Origin of the sequence: Streptomyces sp. S4.7, assembly GCF_010384365.1 — a bacterium.
Taxonomy (GTDB): domain Bacteria; phylum Actinomycetota; class Actinomycetes; order Streptomycetales; family Streptomycetaceae; genus Streptomyces.
Genome location: NZ_CP048397.1, coordinates 4,717,855 through 4,737,692 on the forward strand (window position 1 = coordinate 4,717,855; position 19,838 = coordinate 4,737,692).

At 71.9% G+C, this 19,838-nt stretch carries 15 protein-coding genes; 13 read left to right on the plus strand and 2 right to left on the minus strand.

Features of this window, described 5'->3' with window-relative positions:
• Nucleotides 1-106 precede the first annotated feature (106 nt).
• A complete protein-coding gene (locus SSPS47_RS21190; RefSeq protein ID WP_164252444.1) occupies nucleotides 107-1,903 on the plus strand; it encodes a DUF6350 family protein in 1,797 nt (598 codons plus the stop codon).
• A 95-nt stretch (nucleotides 1,904-1,998) separates the two neighbouring features.
• Here SSPS47_RS21190 and SSPS47_RS21195 read toward each other — a convergent pair whose 3' ends face one another.
• Entirely contained in the window at nucleotides 1,999-3,024 is a 1,026-nt protein-coding gene (locus tag SSPS47_RS21195) for a hypothetical protein (RefSeq protein WP_164252445.1), read from the minus strand.
• Between the two features lie 363 nt (nucleotides 3,025-3,387).
• Between SSPS47_RS21195 and purN the strand changes: the two genes are divergently transcribed.
• Nucleotides 3,388-3,993, plus strand: a complete 606-nt coding sequence (gene purN / locus SSPS47_RS21200; RefSeq protein WP_239065308.1) for a phosphoribosylglycinamide formyltransferase — start codon at nucleotides 3,388-3,390, stop codon at nucleotides 3,991-3,993.
• Nucleotides 3,990-5,579 (plus strand): bifunctional phosphoribosylaminoimidazolecarboxamide formyltransferase/IMP cyclohydrolase, encoded by a 1,590-nt coding sequence (gene purH, locus SSPS47_RS21205; RefSeq protein WP_164252447.1) that lies wholly within the window; start codon nucleotides 3,990-3,992, stop codon nucleotides 5,577-5,579. Before purN ends, purH begins: the two co-directional genes overlap by 4 nt.
• Nucleotides 5,580-5,778: 199 nt before the next feature.
• On the opposite strand, the gene SSPS47_RS21210 is transcribed toward purH, so the two are convergent.
• Nucleotides 5,779-6,375 (minus strand): hypothetical protein, encoded by a 597-nt coding sequence (locus tag SSPS47_RS21210; protein ID WP_164252448.1) that lies wholly within the window; start codon nucleotides 6,373-6,375, stop codon nucleotides 5,779-5,781.
• Nucleotides 6,376-6,653: 278 nt separating this feature from the next.
• On the opposite strand from SSPS47_RS21210, the gene SSPS47_RS21215 reads away from it, so the two are divergent.
• The 10 genes from SSPS47_RS21215 (at nucleotide 6,654) to SSPS47_RS21260 (ending at nucleotide 19,764) form a co-directional block, all read left to right on the plus strand.
• The gene (locus SSPS47_RS21215; RefSeq protein WP_164252449.1) at nucleotides 6,654-7,520 is read left to right on the plus strand and encodes a bifunctional methylenetetrahydrofolate dehydrogenase/methenyltetrahydrofolate cyclohydrolase; all 867 of its coding nucleotides are present in this window, start codon (nucleotides 6,654-6,656) and stop codon (nucleotides 7,518-7,520) included.
• An 11-nt stretch (nucleotides 7,521-7,531) separates the two neighbouring features.
• Nucleotides 7,532-8,146, plus strand: a complete 615-nt coding sequence (locus SSPS47_RS21220) for a DUF3017 domain-containing protein (protein ID WP_164252450.1) — start codon at nucleotides 7,532-7,534, stop codon at nucleotides 8,144-8,146.
• A 357-nt stretch (nucleotides 8,147-8,503) separates the two neighbouring features.
• Nucleotides 8,504-9,550 (plus strand): XRE family transcriptional regulator, encoded by a 1,047-nt coding sequence (locus SSPS47_RS21225; protein WP_164252451.1) that lies wholly within the window; start codon nucleotides 8,504-8,506, stop codon nucleotides 9,548-9,550.
• A 295-nt stretch (nucleotides 9,551-9,845) separates the two neighbouring features.
• Entirely contained in the window at nucleotides 9,846-10,835 is a 990-nt protein-coding gene (locus tag SSPS47_RS21230; protein WP_164252452.1) for a malate dehydrogenase, read from the plus strand.
• A gap of 160 nt (nucleotides 10,836-10,995) precedes the next feature.
• Nucleotides 10,996-12,204 carry a DUF5954 family protein gene (locus SSPS47_RS21235; RefSeq protein ID WP_203557894.1) on the plus strand — a complete coding sequence of 403 codons (1,209 nt, stop codon included), beginning with the start codon at nucleotides 10,996-10,998 and terminating at the stop codon, nucleotides 12,202-12,204.
• Nucleotides 12,205-12,688: 484 nt separating this feature from the next.
• The gene (locus tag SSPS47_RS21240) at nucleotides 12,689-13,177 is read left to right on the plus strand and encodes a phospholipase (protein ID WP_147874256.1); all 489 of its coding nucleotides are present in this window, start codon (nucleotides 12,689-12,691) and stop codon (nucleotides 13,175-13,177) included.
• Nucleotides 13,178-13,404: 227 nt separating this feature from the next.
• Nucleotides 13,405-14,913 (plus strand): aldehyde dehydrogenase family protein, encoded by a 1,509-nt coding sequence (locus SSPS47_RS21245; RefSeq protein WP_164252453.1) that lies wholly within the window; start codon nucleotides 13,405-13,407, stop codon nucleotides 14,911-14,913.
• Nucleotides 14,914-15,038: 125 nt separating this feature from the next.
• Nucleotides 15,039-16,652, plus strand: a complete 1,614-nt coding sequence (locus SSPS47_RS21250) for a GMC oxidoreductase (protein WP_164252454.1) — start codon at nucleotides 15,039-15,041, stop codon at nucleotides 16,650-16,652.
• Complete coding sequence (locus SSPS47_RS21255; protein ID WP_164252455.1) at nucleotides 16,652-17,716, plus strand: glycine betaine/L-proline ABC transporter ATP-binding protein; 1,065 nt, start codon at nucleotides 16,652-16,654, stop codon at nucleotides 17,714-17,716. The genes SSPS47_RS21250 and SSPS47_RS21255 overlap by 1 nt, the downstream gene beginning before the upstream one ends.
• Nucleotides 17,713-19,764 carry an ABC transporter permease subunit gene (locus SSPS47_RS21260; protein ID WP_164252456.1) on the plus strand — a complete coding sequence of 684 codons (2,052 nt, stop codon included), beginning with the start codon at nucleotides 17,713-17,715 and terminating at the stop codon, nucleotides 19,762-19,764. Before SSPS47_RS21255 ends, SSPS47_RS21260 begins: the two co-directional genes overlap by 4 nt.
• The last annotated feature ends 74 nt before the right edge of the window (nucleotides 19,765-19,838 follow it).

Sequence of the window (19,838 nt, forward strand, 5' to 3'; positions counted from 1 at the left end):
CCGCAGCACTGTACTGGCCGAAAAAGTACATAAACATATATTGAGCGACACAACGGCTATCCGCCTGTTACGCGGTTTAAGCGCGTGTCGTTGGCAGCATGGCGACGTGACCCAAGTGAGCGAGAGCGGCACCACGTTGTCCTCGGCCTCGGCCTCGGCCACCGAGCGGGGCCGGGCCGCCGCGCTGACCGCCGCGTTCCTCCGGGGAGCCTTCGCGGCGGTCCTCGGCCTCGGCTCCCTCGCCGCGCTTGTCATCGCCGCGTGGATCAGCTCCCCCTACCCCGACAGCGGCGCCGGCGGAGCCCTTCGCATCGCGGCGGCGCTGTGGCTGCTGGCGCACGGCGCGGAGCTCGTGCGGCCCGACACCCTCTCCGGGGTGCCCGCGCCCGTCGGAGTCGTACCCCTGCTGGTCATGGCGCTGCCGGTATGGCTGGTCTACCGGTCGGCGCGCGACGCGCTGGAGCCGGACGAGGGCCGGCCCCAGCTCACGGCGCTCGGCGGGCTGTGCACGGTCGCCGGCGGATATCTGCTGGTCGGCGGGGCCGTCGTGCTCTACGCGCGAGGCGGAGTCCTCTCCACGCACACGTTCGGTACGGCGCTCGAACTGCCCCTCGTGCCGCTGCTCTCGGCCGCCGCCGGGGTATGGGTGGCGAGCGGCCGGCCGCTGAGTCCGCTGCTCGACCGGCTGTCCCGCCCCGGCCGGGCGGACACGGCGCCGGCGCCGGCGGCCGTGGCGGCGGGGAGGCGCCGCCGGGCCGTCGTCGCGATGCGGTCGGCGACCGCCGGGACGGCGGCGCTGCTGGGCGGCGGGGTCTTCCTCGTCCTCTGTTCGCTGCTGTGGCACGCGGACGCCGCACAGGAAACCTTCCTGCAACTGGCGGCCGCCTGGTCCGGACGGGTCGCCGTGCTGCTGCTGTCCGTCGCCCTCCTCCCGAACGCGGCGGTCTGGGGCGCGTCGTACGCCCTCGGTCCCGGCTTCGCGCTCGGCACGTCGGCGACGGTCACCCCGCTCGCCGTCACGGGCAGCCCCGCACTGCCGCCCTTCCCGCTGCTGGCGGCCGTGCCCGCCGAGGGGCCCGGCATGGTCGTGACATGGGCGACGGGAGTCGTGCCCGTGGTGGCCGGGCTGGTGATCGCCTGGTACACGGTGCGGGTCGCCGCCCCGCCCTACGTCGAGCGGGACGAGGCATGGGGCGCGGGCGACACCGCGCTAGCGGCGGCGCTCGCGGGCGCCGGATGCGCGGTGCTGACGGCGGCTCTGGCCGCGGTGGCGGGCGGGCCGATGGGGACGGGGCGGCTGGCCGAGTTCGGGCCGGTGTGGTGGCTGACCGGGGCCGCCGCGCTGGTCTGGACGGTGACCATCGCCGTACCGGCGGCGCTGACGGTACGGGCCTGGCGGCTGCGGAAGCGGCGCGGGACGGATGTGGTGGACGCGCCGGACGGGCCGGAACCGGCGGCAGAGGTGCGAGAGGCGGGCGCGGCGATTCGCAGCGCGGTCTCGATGGATGCCCCGCCGGACGCTCCGGTGGATGGGACCGCGACGAAGACCGCCCGGTGGAGAGGGGCGCCGTGGCGGCGGGGAGCGGGAACGGCGGACGGGGCCGCGGACGAGGGGGCGATGGAGCGGGAGGAGGGGGACGGTGCGGCCGGGGTCGGGGCGGACGGCGCCGCCCCGACGCAGGAGCCGTACGACTTCCTTCAGCGGGAGGCGTTCCTCGACCGGGACTCGGGGGAGACGGGGCGGGCGGCGGCCGAGCAGCCGCCCGGCGGTCCGCCGACCGGCATCTCGCCCGACCGGGACGCGGAGCCGCCCCCGGGGCCGTCGTCCGAGTCCCAGCCCGGGTCCACGCGCGAATCCGAGCCCGGGTCCGCGCCCGAGCCGGAGGCGAAAAAGGCCGACTGACCGGCGCCGACACCACTCGAACGAGCGGTGGCCCCGCCCCCTCCCGGAATCAGGAGGGGGCGGGGCCACCGTCGTGTCAGCCGTGTGCTCCCCGGCTACTTCTGGACGCCGAAGATCGAGACCAGCGAGTCGGGAAGCTTGTCGTTGCAGGCCAGTTGGCCCGTCTTCGTCAGCGCGTCGTTCACGCACGTGTAGTAGTCGCGGTAGACGAGCTGCACGGTGAACGTCGCCGCCACGATCAGCAGGGCGATCGCCGCCGTCACGATCCCGCTCACCGCCGCGGTCGTCTGCGGCTTGTGCGCCGTCGTGCCCTGGGCCGGGGCGTTCGGAGGGGTGCCCGGTGCCGGCGGGGCGTCCGTGGTGGCCGGTGCGGAAGACGTCGTACCCGAGCCCGAACCGGAGGCCGTACGCACGTCCGTACCGCCCGCAGCCGGGCCGTCGACCTGCGTACGGGACAGCGGCGCCTCGGCGCGCAGCGAACTGATGCCCCAGTAGAGCGCGAGCGCGCCGAGGAGCAGCGCGATCTCCGGGAAGTCGAAGAGGGCGAAGAAGAACGCCCACATGCCGGAGAGCAGCGCGTACCGGGCGCGGCGCTGGAACGGGTCGGTCGGGTCCCAGCGCAGACCGCCCCTGCCCTTGCCGGGCTGGCCCTCCGGGCCGTCCTGGCGGCCGTTCGGTCCGTTCTGTCCGTCGCCCGGTCCGTTCTGGCTGCCGGGCCTGCCGCCGAAACCGCCCGACGAGCGGCCCGGCTGACGGCTGCTCCACTGGCTGCCCCAGCCCGAACGGTCACCGCCCGACGACTGGTCGTCCGGCGCCCCGCCCTCGTTCTGGGGGTGGCGCGGCTGCCACGGCTGGTCGGGCCTGTCCTCGGGCGGCGGCGCGAACGGATTGTCGTCGGAGGACCCCGAGGACCCCGAGGACCCGGACGGTCCGGACGGTCCGGACGGCCCCGAACCCCCCGAACTCCCGGAGGATCCTCCCGGCTCCGGAGTTCCGTCCGACCCCGAAGGGCCCTCCGGCCCGGTCGAACCCGCGGACGAGGACTGGCGTTCGCGCAGCAGGAGCACCGGCCCGGTGGGCTGCGGGACATGGAGTGCCGTGCGGTGTCGTCGGTCCGGCATCTGGTGAACGTCTTCCCCTCAGACCCTTGGCGCAAGGGGTCTTGTGTCGTGATGGACCGTCCCGGAGACAGGTCCGTGTCCCCTGACGCTACCTCCCGGCCGCGCCCCCGTCCCCCGGGGGCCGTTCGGTGTGCCGGTATCGTTGCTGACGGTCGGCTCCTTCGTAGAGTTCCCCGATACGGCAGACACGATCCGTTCGTACGACCACACAAAGCCGCACGACCCGCACGACCCGCGAGGCTGTGCTCGCTTCCAGAAAGGCGTTCCGCCGTGGCCTCCCCGCCGTCCCCGCCCGCCCCCGACACCCCGGCCGACCCGAAGGAACCGGGCTCCCCGGTCGAATTCGGCTCCCCGGCCCGGCTCGTGGTCCTCGTCTCCGGCTCCGGTACGAACCTCCAGGCCCTGCTCGACGCCATCGCCGACGATCCGGTGGCGTACGGCGCCCGCATCGTCGCCGTCGGCGCCGACCGGGGATCCATCGCCGGTCTGGAACGCGCCGAGCGCGCGGGGGTGCCGACCTTCGTCTGCCGCATCAAGGACCACGCGACGCGCGACGAGTGGGATGCCGCGCTCACCGGGGCCACCGCCGCGTACGAGCCCGATCTCGTCGTCTCGGCCGGCTTCATGAAGATCGTCGGGAAGCGGTTCCTCGCCCGCTTCGGCGGACGCCTCATCAACACCCACCCCGCCCTGCTGCCCAGTTTTCCCGGTGCCCACGGGGTGCGTGACGCGCTCGCGTACGGGGCGAAGGTCACCGGTTGCACCGTCCACTTCGTCGACGACGGCGTCGACACCGGCCCGGTCATCGCCCAAGGCGTGGTCGAGGTGCGGGACGAGGACCACGCGGACGGTGGCGTCGCTCTCCATGAGCGCATCAAGGACGTCGAGCGACGGCTGCTCGTCGATGTCGTGGGGCGCATCGCCCGGCACGGCTACCGCATTGAGGGACGAAAGGTAACAATCCAGTGAGCGTCGAAGAGACCGCCGGACAGGCCGTCGAAGGTACGAAGCGGCCCATCCGCCGCGCGCTGGTCAGCGTCTACGACAAGACAGGTCTGGAACAGCTCGCCCGTGGACTGCACGCGGCCGGCGTCACGCTCGTCTCGACCGGGTCCACCGCCGGGCGGATCGCCGCCGCCGGTGTGCCCGTCACCAAGGTCGAGGAGCTGACCGGCTTCCCGGAGACCCTCGACGGCCGCGTCAAGACGCTCCACCCGCGCGTCCACGCCGGCATCCTCGCCGACCAGCGCCTCGCCGCGCACCGCGAGCAGCTCGCCGAACTCGGCATCGAGCCCTTCGAGCTGGTCGTCTCGAACCTCTATCCCTTCCGCGAGACAGTCGAGTCCGGGGCGACCCCGGACGAGTGCGTCGAGCAGATCGACATCGGCGGACCGTCCATGGTCCGCGCGGCGGCCAAGAACCACCCGTCGGTCGCCATCGTCACCAGCCCCGCGCGGTACGGGGACGTCCTCGCCGCCGTACAGGACGGCGGGTTCGACCTCACGACCCGCAAGCGGCTCGCCGCCGAGGCGTTCCAGCACACCGCCGCGTACGACGTGGCGGTGGCCTCCTGGTTCGCCGCCGACTACGCCGCCGCCGACAACTCGGGCCTCCCGGACTTCCTCGGCGCGACCTACGAGCGCAAGAACGTCCTGCGCTACGGCGAGAACCCGCACCAGCCCGCCGCGCTCTACACCGGCGGCTCCGGCGGGGGCCTCGCCGACGCCGAGCAGCTGCACGGCAAGGAGATGAGCTACAACAACTACACGGACACCGACGCCGCGCGCCGTGCCGCGTACGACCACGCCGAGCCGTGCGTCGCGATCATCAAGCACGCCAACCCGTGCGGCATCGCCATCGCCGACGACATCGCCGAGGCGCACCGCAAGGCCCATGCCTGCGACCCGCTGTCCGCGTTCGGCGGTGTGATCGCGGTCAACCGGCCGGTCTCCGTCGAGATGGCCGAGCAGGTCGCCGAGATCTTCACCGAGGTCATCGTCGCGCCCGGCTACGAGGACGGCGCCGTCGAGGTGCTGGCCCGCAAGAAGAACATCCGCGTGCTGCGCTGCGAGGGTGGTCCTTCTGCCGCCGTCGAGGTGAAGCCCGTCGACGGCGGCGCGCTGCTCCAGGTCGCCGACCGGCTCCAGGCGGACGGCGACGACCCCTCGACGTGGACTCTCGCGACCGGTGACGCCCTGTCGGAGGCCGAGCTGCGCGAACTGGCCTTCGCGTGGAAGGCGTCGCGCGCGGTCAAGTCCAACGCGATCCTGCTCGCCAAGGACGGTGCGAGCGTCGGCGTCGGCATGGGCCAGGTCAACCGCGTGGACTCGGCGAAGCTCGCCGTGGAGCGCGCGGGCGAGGAGCGGGCCCGTGGGTCGTACGCGGCCTCGGACGCGTTCTTCCCGTTCCCGGACGGTCTGGAGATCCTGCTGGAGGCGGGGGTCAAGGCCGTGGTGCAGCCGGGTGGTTCGGTCCGTGACGAGCTGGTGGTCGAGGCGGCGAAGAAGGCGGGCGCGACGATGTACTTCACCGGGACGCGGCACTTCTTCCACTGAGTCCCGATGCGGAGACGGCCGCCCCCCTCGTGCCGGGGGCGGCCACCGTACGTTCCGTGCCCGCCCGTCGGCCGTGCACTGCCGCCGGTTCCGCCACGGGGTGGGGCGACAGACGCCAGAAGGCCGTAAACCACGTCGGTACGACGGGTGTTACGGCCTTCTGGCATGCGCACGGGCTCGCCCGTGCGCGCGGTGCTGCTCAGTAACGCGGGCGGTTGAACCACGCCGACGCCTGCGAGTTCACCATCGAGGCGAGGATGATGCCGCCGATGGCGAGGCTGATGAGACCGCCGACCGCGCCGGTCGCCTGACCGGACGTGAAGTTGGCGAGCGAGCCCAGGATGATCAGCGACGCGTAGACGATGGTGCAGACGCGGATCGCCGTGCCGCCGCTGGAGAACTTCACGGCGAGCAGGATCGATACACCGGCGATGGCCAGCAGAAGGACGACGCCGATGAAACCGATACCGGCGAGCGCGTCACCGGAGTCGGAGTCGGCCACGTCCGAGACGGCGGCGAGAGCGATGGCGAAGATGATGGCGGCGATGATCTGGAACCCGGCCATGATGTACATGAGGACGCGGGCCGCGGTCATCAGGCCGGGCATGGACTGCGGGGCACCGCCCATCGGGCCGCCGGGGTAGCCGCCGTAGCCGGGCTGGACCGGGGGAGCCTGCGGGTAACCGTAGTTGGCCGGCGGCTGCTGGGGCTGGCCCTGCTGCGGGTAGCCGTAACCCGGCTGTCCCTGGGGCTGGCCCTGCTGTCCGTAAGGGTTGTTCGGGTCGCCAAAGCTCATGGCGGGATTCCTCCGTTGGTAACGCGGGGACATCGCGGATCCGGGGGAGGAACGTCACAAATCCGAGCGGTTTGCCCCCCAACACTGACCGCGTACTGCGCGGTCATCGTGCGGTTCACAAGGACTTTTTGTCCAGTCGGTATTGCCAGGTGTTGTGCAAGTGCAACCTGGCGGAGCGTCGTTGATCTTGACTCCGCGATCTTGTGCCCGGCCCCGCGCCGACCTCGTGGATGACCTTGGATTGGAACAGCGGTGGGGTCATCCGCGAAGATGGACGCATGACCGCCCAAATTCTCGATGGCAAGGCCACGGCAGCCGCGATCAAGTCCGACCTGACCGCCCGCGTGGCGGCCCTCAAGGCGCAGGGCATCACCCCCGGCCTGGGGACCCTGCTCGTCGGGGACGACCCGGGCAGCCGTTGGTACGTCAACGGCAAGCACCGCGACTGTGCCGAGGTCGGCATCGCCTCGATCCAGCGTGAGCTGCCCGACACCGCCTCCCAGGAGGAGATCGAGGCGGTCGTACGCGAGCTGAACGCGAACCCCGACTGCACGGGCTACATCGTGCAACTGCCGCTCCCCAAGGGCATCGACGCCAACCGTGTCCTGGAGCTGATGGACCCGGAGAAGGACGCCGACGGGCTGCACCCGATGAGCCTCGGCCGGCTGGTGCTGAACGAGACCGGTCCGCTGCCGTGCACCCCGTACGGCATCATCCAGCTGCTGCGCGCGCACGGTGTCGAGATCAAGGGCGCGCACGTCGTGGTCGTCGGGCGCGGGATCACCGTGGGCCGCTCCATCCCGCTGCTGCTCACCCGTAAGTCCGAGAACGCGACCGTGACGCAGTGCCACACCGGCACCCGTGATCTCGGCGCGCATCTGCGGCAGGCCGACATCATCGTGTCGGCCGCCGGTGTGCGCCACGTCATCAAGGCGGAGGACGTCAAGCCGGGCGCGGCCGTCCTCGATGTCGGCGTCAGCCGCGACGAGCACGGCAAGATCGCCGGCGACGTCCACCCGGACGTCGCGGGAGTGGCAGGCTGGATCTCCCCGAACCCCGGCGGAGTGGGCCCGATGACCCGCGCGCAGCTGCTGGTCAACGTCGTCGAGGCGGCGGAGCGCGCCGGAAGCGGAAGCGGAACGTGAAAGGGGCACCCATGGGTGCTGGTACGAGTGCGGCCGCCGAGCCCGGCGGTGAGGGCGGCCCTGCCGTGAGCGAGCCGGGGGTGGCCGAGGCGGTGGCGACCCCGGAGACGGACGAGAAAGCCGACAAGGCCGACGAGGCCGACGGGCGGAAGGCGGACGCGGGCGGGGACGGGCACGCGGAGAAGGGGGACGACGCGGGCGACGGCGGCGAGGCCCCAGCGGCCCCCGGCACCTCGCGGCGTTTTCCGACCGTCACGCAGGACACCGCGCGGCCCGAGGGCGGCGGCCGTGCCGCTCCCGGCGACGCCCCCGCGCCCGCCCGTCAGTGGCCCCTGCTGACCGTGGTCGGCGCGACGGGTCTGGGGCTGCTGATCGTCGGGCTGGCACCGTTCGACCAGTCGTTCCGCATCGGCACGATACTGATCGGTGTGGCGTTGGTCACCGGCGCGATCCTGCGGCGGATCATGCCGTCGGTCGGCATGCTCGCCGTACGGTCACGCTTCACCGACATGGTGACGTACGGCCTGCTCGGAGTCGCGATCGTGCTGCTGTCGCTGATGACGCAGCCGAAGCCCTGGCTGGAGATCCCGTTCCTGGAGGACGTGGTCCACTCGACGGTCCCGTAACCCCCGCTCGGATCCGAGACGGCGCCCATCCCCTCCCCCGAGTCGGGACGGGCGCCGTCGGCATGTGACCAGCGTCATGGACGCGCCAACCGGCTACAAGGTCCGGTAGATGCCTGTGGCACGGAAGTGACCATTCCGCCATGGTGTGATCGTCGGGCAACGGATGCGAAACTGGGGGACGGAAATCGGGGACGGCGCGCGAGGGGGCGCGGGGACTGTCCCGAATGCTCCGGTGCACTCCCATTTCTGGAACTGACACCCTGGCTCCGCGCATCCCTTGGGGTAGTCGTCGGCCGGCGTGGGGGCGGCGGTCGCGGAGCACATTCAGATCGCGTGCGGGGGGACAAGGGGGAAGTAATGCCTCGTTGGAAGGCACTACCGGAGGAGCTCGACCCACAGGTCAGGGAGTTCGCCACGCAGCTGCGCCGGCTTGTGGACAAGAGCGGCCTGAGCATCGCCGCGGTGGCGGACCGCACCGGTTACAGCAAGACGTCGTGGGAGCGGTATCTCAACGGGCGGCTGCTCGCGCCCAAGGGCGCGATCGTGGCGCTCGCCGAGGTGACCGGGACGAATCCGCTGCACCTCACGACGATGTGGGAGCTCTCGGAGCGGGCGTGGAGCCGTTCCGAGATGCGTCACGACATGACGATGGAAGCGATCCGGATCACCCAGGCGCGGGACGCGCTCGGCGAGTTCGGCGGCGACGTCGGCCCCGGCCGCTCCGGGGGCAGCCGCCCCGGCGGACGTACGGCGACGCCTCCGGGTGCGGGTGCCGGCGGCGCGGGGGGCTACGCCGGCGCGAACCGTCCTCCGGCCGGCGCCCCCCAGGGCCCGCCCCCCGGCTTCCCGCCGTCGACCCCCTCCGCGCAGCCCGTGCCGTCCGGAGAGGGCGGTGGGCGCGGCAAGCGCCGGACGACGATCTTCGTGGCGGCTCTCGTCGGCGCGGCGCTGGTGCTGGCCGGGGCCTTCCTGCTGACCGACCTCGGTGGTGGCGGCGACAAGAAGCCGGTCGCGCAGACCCCGTCGGCGAAGCCGACCACGAGCGCGCCCGAACTGCCCGCCGGGGTGAAGTGCGCGGGCGACGACTGCACGGGTGAGGACCCCGAACTCATGGGCTGCGGAGGCGAGTTCGCCGAGACCGCGACGACCGCGACGGTCGGCACGGCGGTCGTCGAGGTCCGCTACAGCGAGACGTGCGGGGTGGCCTGGGCCCGTATCACCCAGGCGGCGCCCGGCGACACGATAGAGATAGCGGCCGACCAGGGCGAGGGAAAGCCCCAAACGGGCACGGTCAACGCGGACAAGGACGCCTACACCCCGATGGTCGCGGTGGCCACGGCGTCCGAGGCGAAGGCGTGCGCGACGCTCACGACGGGCGTGGAGGGCTGCACGGCGGCCCGGTGACCGGCGCCGTACGACGGTGCCACCTACGCGGCGCGCGGGGCCGTGTGGGTGGGACCCGCGCGCCGGACGGATCGGGTCGCGCGAGGGACTGCTCCCGCGAGCCCGGGGGCGTCGCCGCGCCACCCCCGCAGTGCGGTTCCGCCCCGTCGCGCCCCGCCCGCTCCCCGTCGGATAGCCTGACCGGCGGTTGTCTCTTCACGTCAAGACAAGATTCACCCGCCGTCGGAGAGATGGCCCGCACCAGGGGCAGGGCCCCTGCCGCCCGCCGTTCCACCGCTGTCTAACGGAGACCGCCATGACCCGCACTCCCGTGAATGTCACCGTCACCGGCGCAGCCGGCCAGATCGGCTACGCGCTGCTCTTCCGCATCGCCTCCGGCCAACTGCTCGGCGCGGATGTGCCGGTCAGCCTGCGTCTGCTGGAGATCCCGCAGGGCCTGAAGGCCGCCGAGGGCACCGCCATGGAGCTCGACGACTGCGCCTTCCCGCTGCTCCGCGGCATCGAGATCACCGACGACGCCAACGCCGCGTTCTCCGGCGCCAACGTCGCGCTGCTCGTCGGCGCCCGCCCCCGCACCAAGGGCATGGAGCGCGGCGATCTGCTCTCCGCCAACGGCGGCATCTTCAAGCCTCAGGGCAAGGCCATCAACGACAACGCCGCGGACGACATCAAGGTTCTCGTCGTCGGCAACCCGGCCAACACCAACGCCCTCATCGCCCAGGCGGCGGCCCCGGACGTACCGGCCGAGCGCTTCACCGCGATGACCCGGCTCGACCACAACCGCGCGATCTCGCAGCTCGCCGCGAAGACCGGCGCGCAGGTCACGGACATCAAGCGCCTGACGATCTGGGGCAACCACTCGGCCACCCAGTACCCGGACATCTTCCATGCGGAGATCGCGGGCAAGAACGCCGCCGAGACCGTCAACGACGAGCAGTGGCTGGCCGACACCTTCATCCCGACCGTCGCCAAGCGCGGCGCGGCGATCATCGAGGCCCGCGGCGCGTCCTCGGCGGCCTCGGCCGCCAACGCCGCCATCGACCACGTCCACACGTGGATCAACGGCACCCCCGAGGGCGACTGGACCTCCATGGGCATCCCGTCGGACGGCTCGTACGGCGTCCCGGAGGGCATCATCTCCTCCTTCCCGGTCACCACGAGGAACGGCGCGTACGAGATCGTCCAGGGCCTGGACATCAACGACTTCTCCCGCGCGCGCATCGACGCCTCGGTGAAGGAGCTGACGGAGGAGCGCGACGCGGTCCGCGAGCTCGGTCTGCTCTGACCCGCAGGAGCGCGGTAGGTGACACGGAGCTCCCGGCGGCCGCCCCGGCCACCGGGAGCTCCGTCGTACGACGGGGAGGCGGGTCAACCCCCGTACACCCGCCGGGTGTTGATTTTCCGTTCGGCACCACCGGCGGCGGCCGTTCGAGCACACTGAGTGCATGAACGCATACGGAGAGGGGTTGCCCGCGTACCGGACCATCCGCATGACGGTGCAGGACGGTCCGATCGCGGCATTCGCCGACGAGGAGGCGTGGCGGGCCCGGGAGCGGTATCCCACGATCGTGGGCATGGGGCTGCCGGTCTTCGTCGCCGCGACGGAGTCGGAGCGCGGCGGCTGGGAGATCCTGGGCTCCGCAGGGGACACACCGCAGTCCGTCCGCGACTCCCTCGGCTCGCACTTCCGCCGGCTGGCCAACGAGGCCGCGGAAGCCGGGCGCGCGGGCGACCGCAAGAAGTACCGCGCGGCGTACGAGAAGCTCGACCGGGTCGCGGTGGACGAGTTGCGGGTGCTCGGCACGCGGTACCGCGTGGTGCGGGTGGAGCAGTTCATCCGGCTGGGTCCGGACGGGCCCGAGCCGCCGAGGCCGTCGGACCCGGACCCCGGAGAGGTGGGGGAGGCGCACCGGCTGCCCAGTCGCATCAAGGGGTTCGTCATCGATCCGTACATCGGTACGGGGATGGCGGAGGGGCTGCTCAAGTTCGATCTGATGCAGTTCGTACTGAAGGCCGGGACCGCGCCGCCCGATGTGCGCGGCGATTCTCTGCGGGCCGTGGAGACGCATCCGGGCGGGGTGCTGCTGCCGGCGGAGTTCGCGATCGCCGAGTGCGGCGGGGACGGGCAGTGGAAGCCGCACTCGGGTGCGGCGCCGAGCCCGCAGGCCGCGCGGGACCGGCTGGCGGTGGACTTCCGCGTCATGACGCCCATTCGGCAGAGGCTGAGTGAGGCGGAGCGCGAGGAGTACGCGCGGGCGGCCGACCGGCTGGACGAGAAGCGCGGGGCGGGCATCGCGGTGGCCGGGCGGCGCTACCGGGTCGCGCGCGTGGAGCAGTTGGTACGGATCGGGCCCGACGGACCGGAGGGGCCCCGCCCTTCGGACTTCGACCCGGATCCGCCGATCGAGGCGCATGCGAGACAACTGAGCGAGCAGGACCGGCTGGGCGACGAGCCCGAGGACGAGGACGCGTCCCTCGAACTGAACGAGGAAGTGCGGGAGATCAGGCGGCTGATGGAGAAGGAGGAGGCGAGGCGGGCCGCTTGGAAGCTGCAACGGGAGAAGGGGAAGCGAGCCGCGAAGCCTCCGGAGCCGGGACGGGAGTCCGGGCCGGGGCCGGAGCCCGACAACCCCTGGGGCGTGTCCGGGATGTAGCGCCGTCCGCCCGCGGGGCGGGGCCCGCGGCGGTCGGTGCGGTGCATCGCGGGGCGGAGGGTCGCTCTCGTGCCGGGCGTACTCGGGCGGGTCCGGCGACACGGCGGGCGTGCGTGCCGGGCGTCCTGAGCCAGGCGCCAGTGTGAAGACAGGGCCTGGCACCGCGGCGGTCCCTGGGGCTCGTGTGGCGGGCCGGGTGGGGAGCCCGTGCGGCCATAGCGGACGAACCGGCCACCGGTCGGGCCCCAGTGAGTAGGGGGTGCTGCCCGTCGAACACCAATTGGCGCCATATGTCGACGAGTTCGGCCCCTGTTTTCCAGTTGTTTCGTCATGAGCATGGTTACAACGCGCCACTTCTGGGGGACCATTCCCGCGTCGGTCATCGCGCGTAGACCCGTGTGGCGACCGCGCCGCTCGCTCTGAGGGAAGCTCCGTGTCACCCGACACGGAGCGTCAACCTGTCTCCCCACCGGAGGTTTCCGACATGCGCCGACGTCTGGCGATGCCGCTCGCCGCTCTCGCTCTCGCTCTCCCCGCCACCTTGATGTCGGCGAACTCCGCCGCCGCCGCACCGGCCGACAAGCCCCAGGTGCTGAGCAGTTGGACGCAGACCAGCGCCGCCAGCTACAACTCGTGGGTCTCCGCGCGCGGCAACCAGGGCGCCTGGTCCGCGTACGGCTTCGACTGGTCCACGGACTACTGCTCGTCCTCGCCGGACAACCCCTTCGGCTTCCCGTTCCAGACGTCCTGCGCGCGCCACGACTTCGGCTACCGCAACTACAAGGCGGCCGGTTCCTTCTCCGCCAACAAGGCTCGGCTGGACAACGCGTTCTACTCCGACCTGAAGCGGGTCTGCGCCAACTACTCGGGCGCGACGAAGACCTCCTGCGACGGCACGGCGTGGACGTACTACCAGGCCGTCAGCATCTTCGGCCGTTCCGCGGCGGTCGACGGCACCAAGTCCGTCGTCTGACCGACCTCACGGCGGCCCGCGCCGCCGTGAGGTCGGTACTCGAAGGCCCCTCGCATCCCCCGGCGAGGGGCCTTCGTGCCGTCCGGGGCGGTGAAAACCCGGCTCCACGTGACCCTGAACACTTTCGGCCATCGAACGCGCATGCTTTCCCCAGCCCTGGGCAGGCGCCCAGATCGCCAGTTGTTGCTGGTGGTGGTGCATATCGGGAACGGAAGGCCAAACGCGACGTGTCGGCACAACAGACCATCTTTGTGGGCGGGAAGTGGCGCGAAGCCGCCTCCGGTGCCACACGCGAGATCCTCGACCCCGCCGACGCCAAGCCGTTCGCGGTGGTGTCCGAAGGCGGCGCCGAGGATGTCGACGCGGCAGTCGACGCCGCACGCGGGGCCTTCGACGGGGGTGCGGGGGCCTGGCCGCGCACGGCTGTCACCGAGCGGGCAGCGTTGCTGCGGCGGGTCGCCGGGCTGCTGCGGCGGGACCGGGAGGCGCTCGGAGCGCTGGAGAGCCGGGACGCGGGCAAGACCGTCGAGGAGGGGCGGGTCGACGTCGACTGCGTCGCCGACGCCTTCGCCCACTTCGCCGACCTCGTGACGAACGAGAGCGGCGGCCGGGTCGTGGACGCCGGTTCCCCGGAGATCCACAGTGTCGTCGTGCACGAACCCGTCGGTGTCTGCGCGCTCATCACCCCATGGAACTATCCGCTTCTCCAGGCGAGTTGGAAGATTGCCCCGGCGCTGGCCGCGGGCAACACTTTTGTCGTCAAGCCGAGCGAGATCACCCCGCTCAGCACCGTCGCGCTGATCGACCTGCTCACCGAGGCCGGTCTGCCGCCCGGCGTCGCCAACCTCGTGACCGGCGCCGGAGACCCCGTCGGCGCCCGCATGGCCGAGCACCCCGGCGTGGACCTCGTGTCGTTCACCGGCGGACTGGCCAGCGGTACGAAGGTGATGCGGGCCGCCGCGCCCGGTGTCAAGAAGGTCGCGCTGGAGCTGGGCGGGAAGAACCCGAACGTCGTCTTCGCCGACTCCTGCGCCACCGACGAGGGCTTCGACACCGCCGTCGACCAGGCCCTGAACGCCGCGTTCATCCACAGCGGCCAGGTCTGCTCCGCCGGTTCGCGCCTCATCGTCGAGGAGTCGCTGCGCGAGCGCTTCGTCGCCGAACTCGCCCGCCGTGCCGCGAGGATCCGGCTCGGCCGGGGCACCGGCGAGGGCGTCGAGTGCGGACCCCTCGTATCGGCCGGGCAGTTGGCGAAGACCGAGGAGTACGTCGCTTCCGCCCTGGCCGACGGCGCCGTGCTGCGGGCCGGCGGCAAGCGCCCCGAACCGGGTGAACAGCGGCCCGCCGAGGGGTACTTCTACGAGCCGACCGTCCTCGACCAGTGCCACCGCGAGATGCGGGTCGTCCGCGAGGAGGTCTTCGGCCCCGTACTGACCGTCGAGACCTTCCGTACGGAGGACGAGGCCGTCGCGCTCGCCAACGACACCGAGTACGGGCTGGCCGGCGGTGTCTGGACGGCGGACCCCGGACGCGCGCGGCGCGTCGCCGGACGGCTGCGCCACGGCACCGTCTGGATCAACGACTTCCACCCCTATCTGCCGCAGGCCGAGTGGGGCGGCTTCGGCAAGTCCGGCATCGGGCGCGAGCTGGGGCCCGCCGGTCTCGCCGAGTACCGCGAGGCCAAGCACATCTACCAGAACCTCGCGCCACGGCCCGTGCGCTGGTTCGCCGGCTGACCGACCGGTGTACGGCGGCCCGCACCGACCGGCGTACGGGGGAGCCGAGTTACGCCTCGGCCTCATTACGCCTCATCACGCGGAAGAACCTTGAAGCACCCTAGGAAGTGGAGTAGACGACACCCATGGCCGAACACGACGCCGCATACGACTACGTCGTCGTCGGGGGCGGCACCGCGGGATCGGTGATCGCCTCCCGGCTCACCGAGGACCCCGACGTCACCGTCGCCGTCATCGAGGGAGGGCCGTCCGACATCGACCGGCCCGACGTGCTGACGCTCCGGCGCTGGATGGGGCTGCTCGGCGGCGAGCTGGACTACGACTACCCGACCACCGAGCAGCCGCGCGGCAACTCCCACATCCGGCACAGCCGGGCCCGGGTCCTCGGCGGCTGCTCCTCGCACAACACCCTGATCGCCTTCCGGCCGCTGCCCTCCGACTGGGACGAGTGGGCGGCGGCCGGCGCCGAGGGCTGGGACGCCAAGTCCATGGAGCCGTACTTCGGGCGGCTGCGCAACAACATCGTGCCGGTGGACGAGCGGGACCGTAACCCGATCGCCCGCGACTTCGTCGACTCCGCACAGGCGGCGCTCGGCGTCCCGCGCGTGGAGGGCTTCAACAAGAAGCCCTTCCACGAAGGCGCCGGATTCTTCGACCTCGCCTACCACCCCGAGGACAACAAGCGGTCGTCCGCCTCGGTGGCGTACCTCCACCCGTTCCTGGACCGGCCCAACCTCCGGCTGCTGCTGGAGACCTGGGCGTACCGCCTGGAGCTCGACGGCACGCACGCGACAGGCGTACGCGTTCGGGCGGCGGACGGCACCGAGTCGTACGTCCGCGCCCGGCGCGAAGTCCTCGTCTGCGCCGGCGCCGTCGACACACCCCGGCTGCTCCTGCACTCCGGCATCGGACCGCGCGCCGACCTGGAGGCGCTCGGGATCCCCGTCACCCACGATCTGCCGGGCGTCGGCGAGAACCTGCTCGACCACCCCGAGTCGGTCATCGTCTGGGAGACCGACGGGCCGATCCCCGAGAACTCGGCGATGGACTCCGACGCGGGCCTCTTCGTCCGGCGCGACCCGCAGACCCCGGGCCCGGACCTGATGTTCCACTTCTACCAGATCCCGTTCACGGACAACCCCGAGCGCCTCGGGTACGAACGCCCCGCGCACGGCGTCTCGATGACGCCCAACATCCCCAAGCCCCGCAGCCGCGGCCGCCTCTTCCTCACGAGCGCCGACCCCGAGGTCAAACCGGCCCTGGACTTCCGCTACTTCACCGACGAGGACGACTACGACGGCCGCACCCTCGTGGACGGGATCCGGATCGCCCGGCAGGTCGCCGCCGCGGAACCGCTCGCCAACTGGCTGACCCGCGAGGTCTGTCCGGGCCCGGACATCACCTCCGACGACGAGCTGAGCGAGTACGCGCGCAAGTGCGCCCACACGGTCTACCACCCGGCAGGCACCTGCCGGATGGGCGCTCCCGACGACGAACAGGCCGTGGTGGGACCGGATCTGACGGTCCGTGGACTCACGGGCGTCCGGATCGCGGACGCCTCCGTCTTCCCCACCATGCCGGCCGTGAACCCGATGATCGGCGTCCTGATGGTCGGGGAGAAGTGCGCCGAACTGCTCGCCACGGCAGCGACGACGGCCACGACAGCCGCCACGACACCCACGACCAACGACACAGCGGGACCAGCCGCTGACACAACCGCACCGGGAGGTGATGCGTGATGACCGCCACCGAACCGGTCTTCTCCGTACGCGATCTGTGGAAGGTCTTCGGACCGAAGGCCGAACGGATACCGGGCAGCAAGGACCACGCGGCGCTGTCCGCCGAGGAGCTGAGGGCACGGACCGGCTGCACCGCCGCCGTCCGTGACGTCTCCTTCGACGTCCGCAGGGGTGAGGTCTTCGTCGTCATGGGCCTCTCCGGCTCGGGCAAGTCGACCCTCGTACGCTGTCTGACCCGGCTCATCGAGCCGACCAGCGGGCAGCTGTCCATGGACGGCGAGGACGTCATCGCCATGGACAAGACCCGGCTGCGCGAACTGCGCAGGCACCGCGCCGCGATGGTCTTCCAGCACTTCGGTCTGCTGCCGCACCGCTCCGTGCTCGACAACGTCGCCTACGGCCTGGAAATCCAGGGCATGAGCCGCCCCGAGCGGCGTGCCAAGGCCGCGGACATCGTCGTCAAGGTCGGCCTCGAAGGACTTGAGGACCGGCGCCCCGGCCAGCTCTCCGGCGGCCAGCAGCAGCGCGTCGGGCTCGCCCGCGCGCTCGCCGTGGACCCCCAAGTGCTGCTGTTCGACGAACCGTTCAGCGCGCTCGACCCGCTGATCCGCCGCGACATGCAGGAAGAGGTCATCCGGCTGCACCGGGAGGAGGGCCGCACGATGGTCTTCATCACCCACGACCTCAACGAGGCGCTGCGGCTCGGTGACCGCATCGCGCTGATGCGCGACGGCGGGATCGTGCAGCTCGGCACCCCGGAGGAGATCGTCGCCAACCCGGCCGACGACTACGTACGCGACTTCGTCCGCGACGTCCCGCGTGAGCAGGTCATCTCCGTACGCCGCGCCATGCGCCCCGCGCGCGACGGCGAGGGCGAGTCGGGCGTCGCCCTGAAGCCCGACACGCTGGTCTCGGACGCGATCGAGGCCGTCGCCCGCAGTGGCGCGTACTGCCGGGTCGTGGACAACAGCCGGACGCTCGGCGTCGTCGGTTACGAGGAACTGCTGGCCGTCGTCGCGGGACTGGACGACGAGGCGGAACCCAAGGAGGTGGCGGCGGTATGAGCGCCGCTCCCAATCCGGTGGTCCAGAAGACCGGGCAGGGCCCGCGGGACGCGGGCGCCGTGGACGACGTACGTACGGCGAAGACCGGCGTCTTGGACGGAGCGGCCCCCGGCCCGTGGGCCCGACTCGTCGGCAACCCGCGCGCGATGCTCCTGGTCGCCGCCGTCCTCATCGCGATCGTCAGCGCCGCCGTCACCGGCAGCGGGGCCTGGCCGGCCGATCTGACCGTCGACGTGCGCTCGCCCCTCGACGACCTCAACCGCTGGCTCGTCGACAACCGCACCACCCACCCCCTCTTCCTCTACTTCCTCCTGCACATCAGCAACACCGCCGAAAGCTCCGTCGACGGGGTGTTCAGCCTCCTGGAGAGCCTCGGCTTCATCGGCGTGACCGTCGCGGCCGTCCTCATCGCCTGGTACGCCGGCGGCGCCGGCCTGCGCCGCCGGGCGCTGCGCACCGCCGCCACCGCGCTCGCCACCTTCGCGGTGATCGGGCTGCTCGGCATGTGGGAACCGGCGATGGAGACGCTGGCCCTGATGGTCGTCGCCGTCACCGTCTCCGCGATCGTCGGCGCGCTCCTCGGGCTCGCAGCCGGTCTCTCCGACCGCTGCCAGCGCGTGCTGCGGCCGGTGTTCGACACCATGCAGGTGCTGCCCGCCTTCTCGTACCTGCTGCCGTTCGTGCTGCTCTTCGACATCGGCATCCCGTCGGTCTTCGTCGCGACCGTCATCTACGCGGCCCCGCCGATGGCCCGGCTCACCGCGCTCGGGCTGCGCGGCGCGGACGCCGCCGCACTGGAGGCGTCCGCCTCGCTGGGCGCCAGCTCCTGGCAACGGCTGGTGACGGCGCGGCTGCCGCTCGCGCGCAAACAGATGCTCCTCGGCCTCAACCAGACGATCATGATGTGTCTGTCGATGGTCGTCCTCGCCTCGATGATCGGCGCCGGCGGACTCGGCGACGAGATCTTCACGGCGCTCTCCACCGTCGACGTCGGCCTCGCGCTGCCCGCCGGAATCGCCGTCGTCCTGCTGGCGATCTGGCTCGACCGCACGACGGCGGCGGCCGGCGAACAGCTCGAAGACCCCGCCGCGGGGCACCCCGCCAAATGGTGGGTCCAGTGGCCCGGCATCGTGGCCGCCGTCGCCGGCGGCGCGGTGCTCGGAGCCGTACTCGGCCGCAAGGAGTGGCCCGAGGCCTGGACCGTCGCGATCAGCGAGCCCGTCAACACCGTCGTCGACTGGATCGAGCGCGAACTCGGCTCCGGCGTACCGGTGCTGGGCGGCACCCTCACCTGGTCCGAGGGCTTCGCGAACTGGGTCATCAACCCGGTGCGCGACGCGCTGCTGGCCACGCCCTGGTGGGCGCTGCTCCTCGTCGCCGGTGTACTGGCGCTGCGGACCGGCTGGCGCGCCGTCGTCACCGTGGTCCTGTCGCTGGGCGCGATCGGCGCGATGGGACTCTGGGACCGCTCGCTCGACACGCTCTCGCAGGTCCTCGCCGCGCTCGTGGTGACCCTGCTGCTCGGTTTCGCCATCGGCATCCTCGCGGCGCGCGTCGCACGGGTCGAGCGGGTGATCAGGCCGGTGCTCGACATCATGCAGACGATGCCGCAGTTCATCTATCTGATCCCGGTGATCGCGCTGTTCAGCGGTGGCCGTACCGCGGCCGTCGCCGCGGCCGTCGTCTACGCGCTGCCCGCCGTCGTACGCATCACCACCCAGGGGATCCGCCAGATCGACCCCTCCGCGCTGGAGGCGGCGCGCTCACTGGGCGCCGGTACGGGGCAGCAACTGCGCCAGGTGCAGCTGCCGCTGGCCCGGCCCGCACTCCAACTCGCCGTCAACCAGGGTGTGGTGCTGGTCCTGGCCATCGTCGTCATCGGAGGCATGATCGGCGGCGGCGCACTCGGCGTCGACGTGGTGAGGGGCCTGGCCAAGGGCGATCTCGGCCTCGGTATGACGGCCGGTATCGCGATCGTGTGCCTGGGGCTGCTGCTGGACCGGATCTCGCAGCCCAGCGCGGCGGCGAAGGAACGCGCCCTGGTGTGAACGCCACGGACAGGGGCCACCGAAGACACCCCGCCGGCACCACAACCGAATCCACAACTGAAACCGCGACAGAG

Bases quoted from the DNA above. Each gene is read 5' to 3' on its own strand.
- SSPS47_RS21195 (WP_164252445.1), bottom strand. From the start codon at position 3,024: ATGCCGGACCGACGACACCGCACGGCACTCCATGTCCCGCAGCCCACC.
- SSPS47_RS21210 (WP_164252448.1), bottom strand. From the start codon at position 6,375: ATGAGCTTTGGCGACCCGAACAACCCTTACGGACAGCAGGGCCAGCCC.
- SSPS47_RS21215 (WP_164252449.1), top strand. From the start codon at position 6,654: ATGACCGCCCAAATTCTCGATGGCAAGGCCACGGCAGCCGCGATCAAG.
- SSPS47_RS21220 (WP_164252450.1), top strand. From the start codon at position 7,532: ATGGGTGCTGGTACGAGTGCGGCCGCCGAGCCCGGCGGTGAGGGCGGC.
- SSPS47_RS21225 (WP_164252451.1), top strand. From the start codon at position 8,504: ATGCCTCGTTGGAAGGCACTACCGGAGGAGCTCGACCCACAGGTCAGG.
- SSPS47_RS21230 (WP_164252452.1), top strand. From the start codon at position 9,846: ATGACCCGCACTCCCGTGAATGTCACCGTCACCGGCGCAGCCGGCCAG.
- SSPS47_RS21235 (WP_203557894.1), top strand. From the start codon at position 10,996: ATGAACGCATACGGAGAGGGGTTGCCCGCGTACCGGACCATCCGCATG.
- SSPS47_RS21240 (WP_147874256.1), top strand. From the start codon at position 12,689: ATGCGCCGACGTCTGGCGATGCCGCTCGCCGCTCTCGCTCTCGCTCTC.
- SSPS47_RS21250 (WP_164252454.1), top strand. From the start codon at position 15,039: ATGGCCGAACACGACGCCGCATACGACTACGTCGTCGTCGGGGGCGGC.
- SSPS47_RS21255 (WP_164252455.1), top strand. From the start codon at position 16,652: ATGACCGCCACCGAACCGGTCTTCTCCGTACGCGATCTGTGGAAGGTC.
- SSPS47_RS21260 (WP_164252456.1), top strand. From the start codon at position 17,713: ATGAGCGCCGCTCCCAATCCGGTGGTCCAGAAGACCGGGCAGGGCCCG.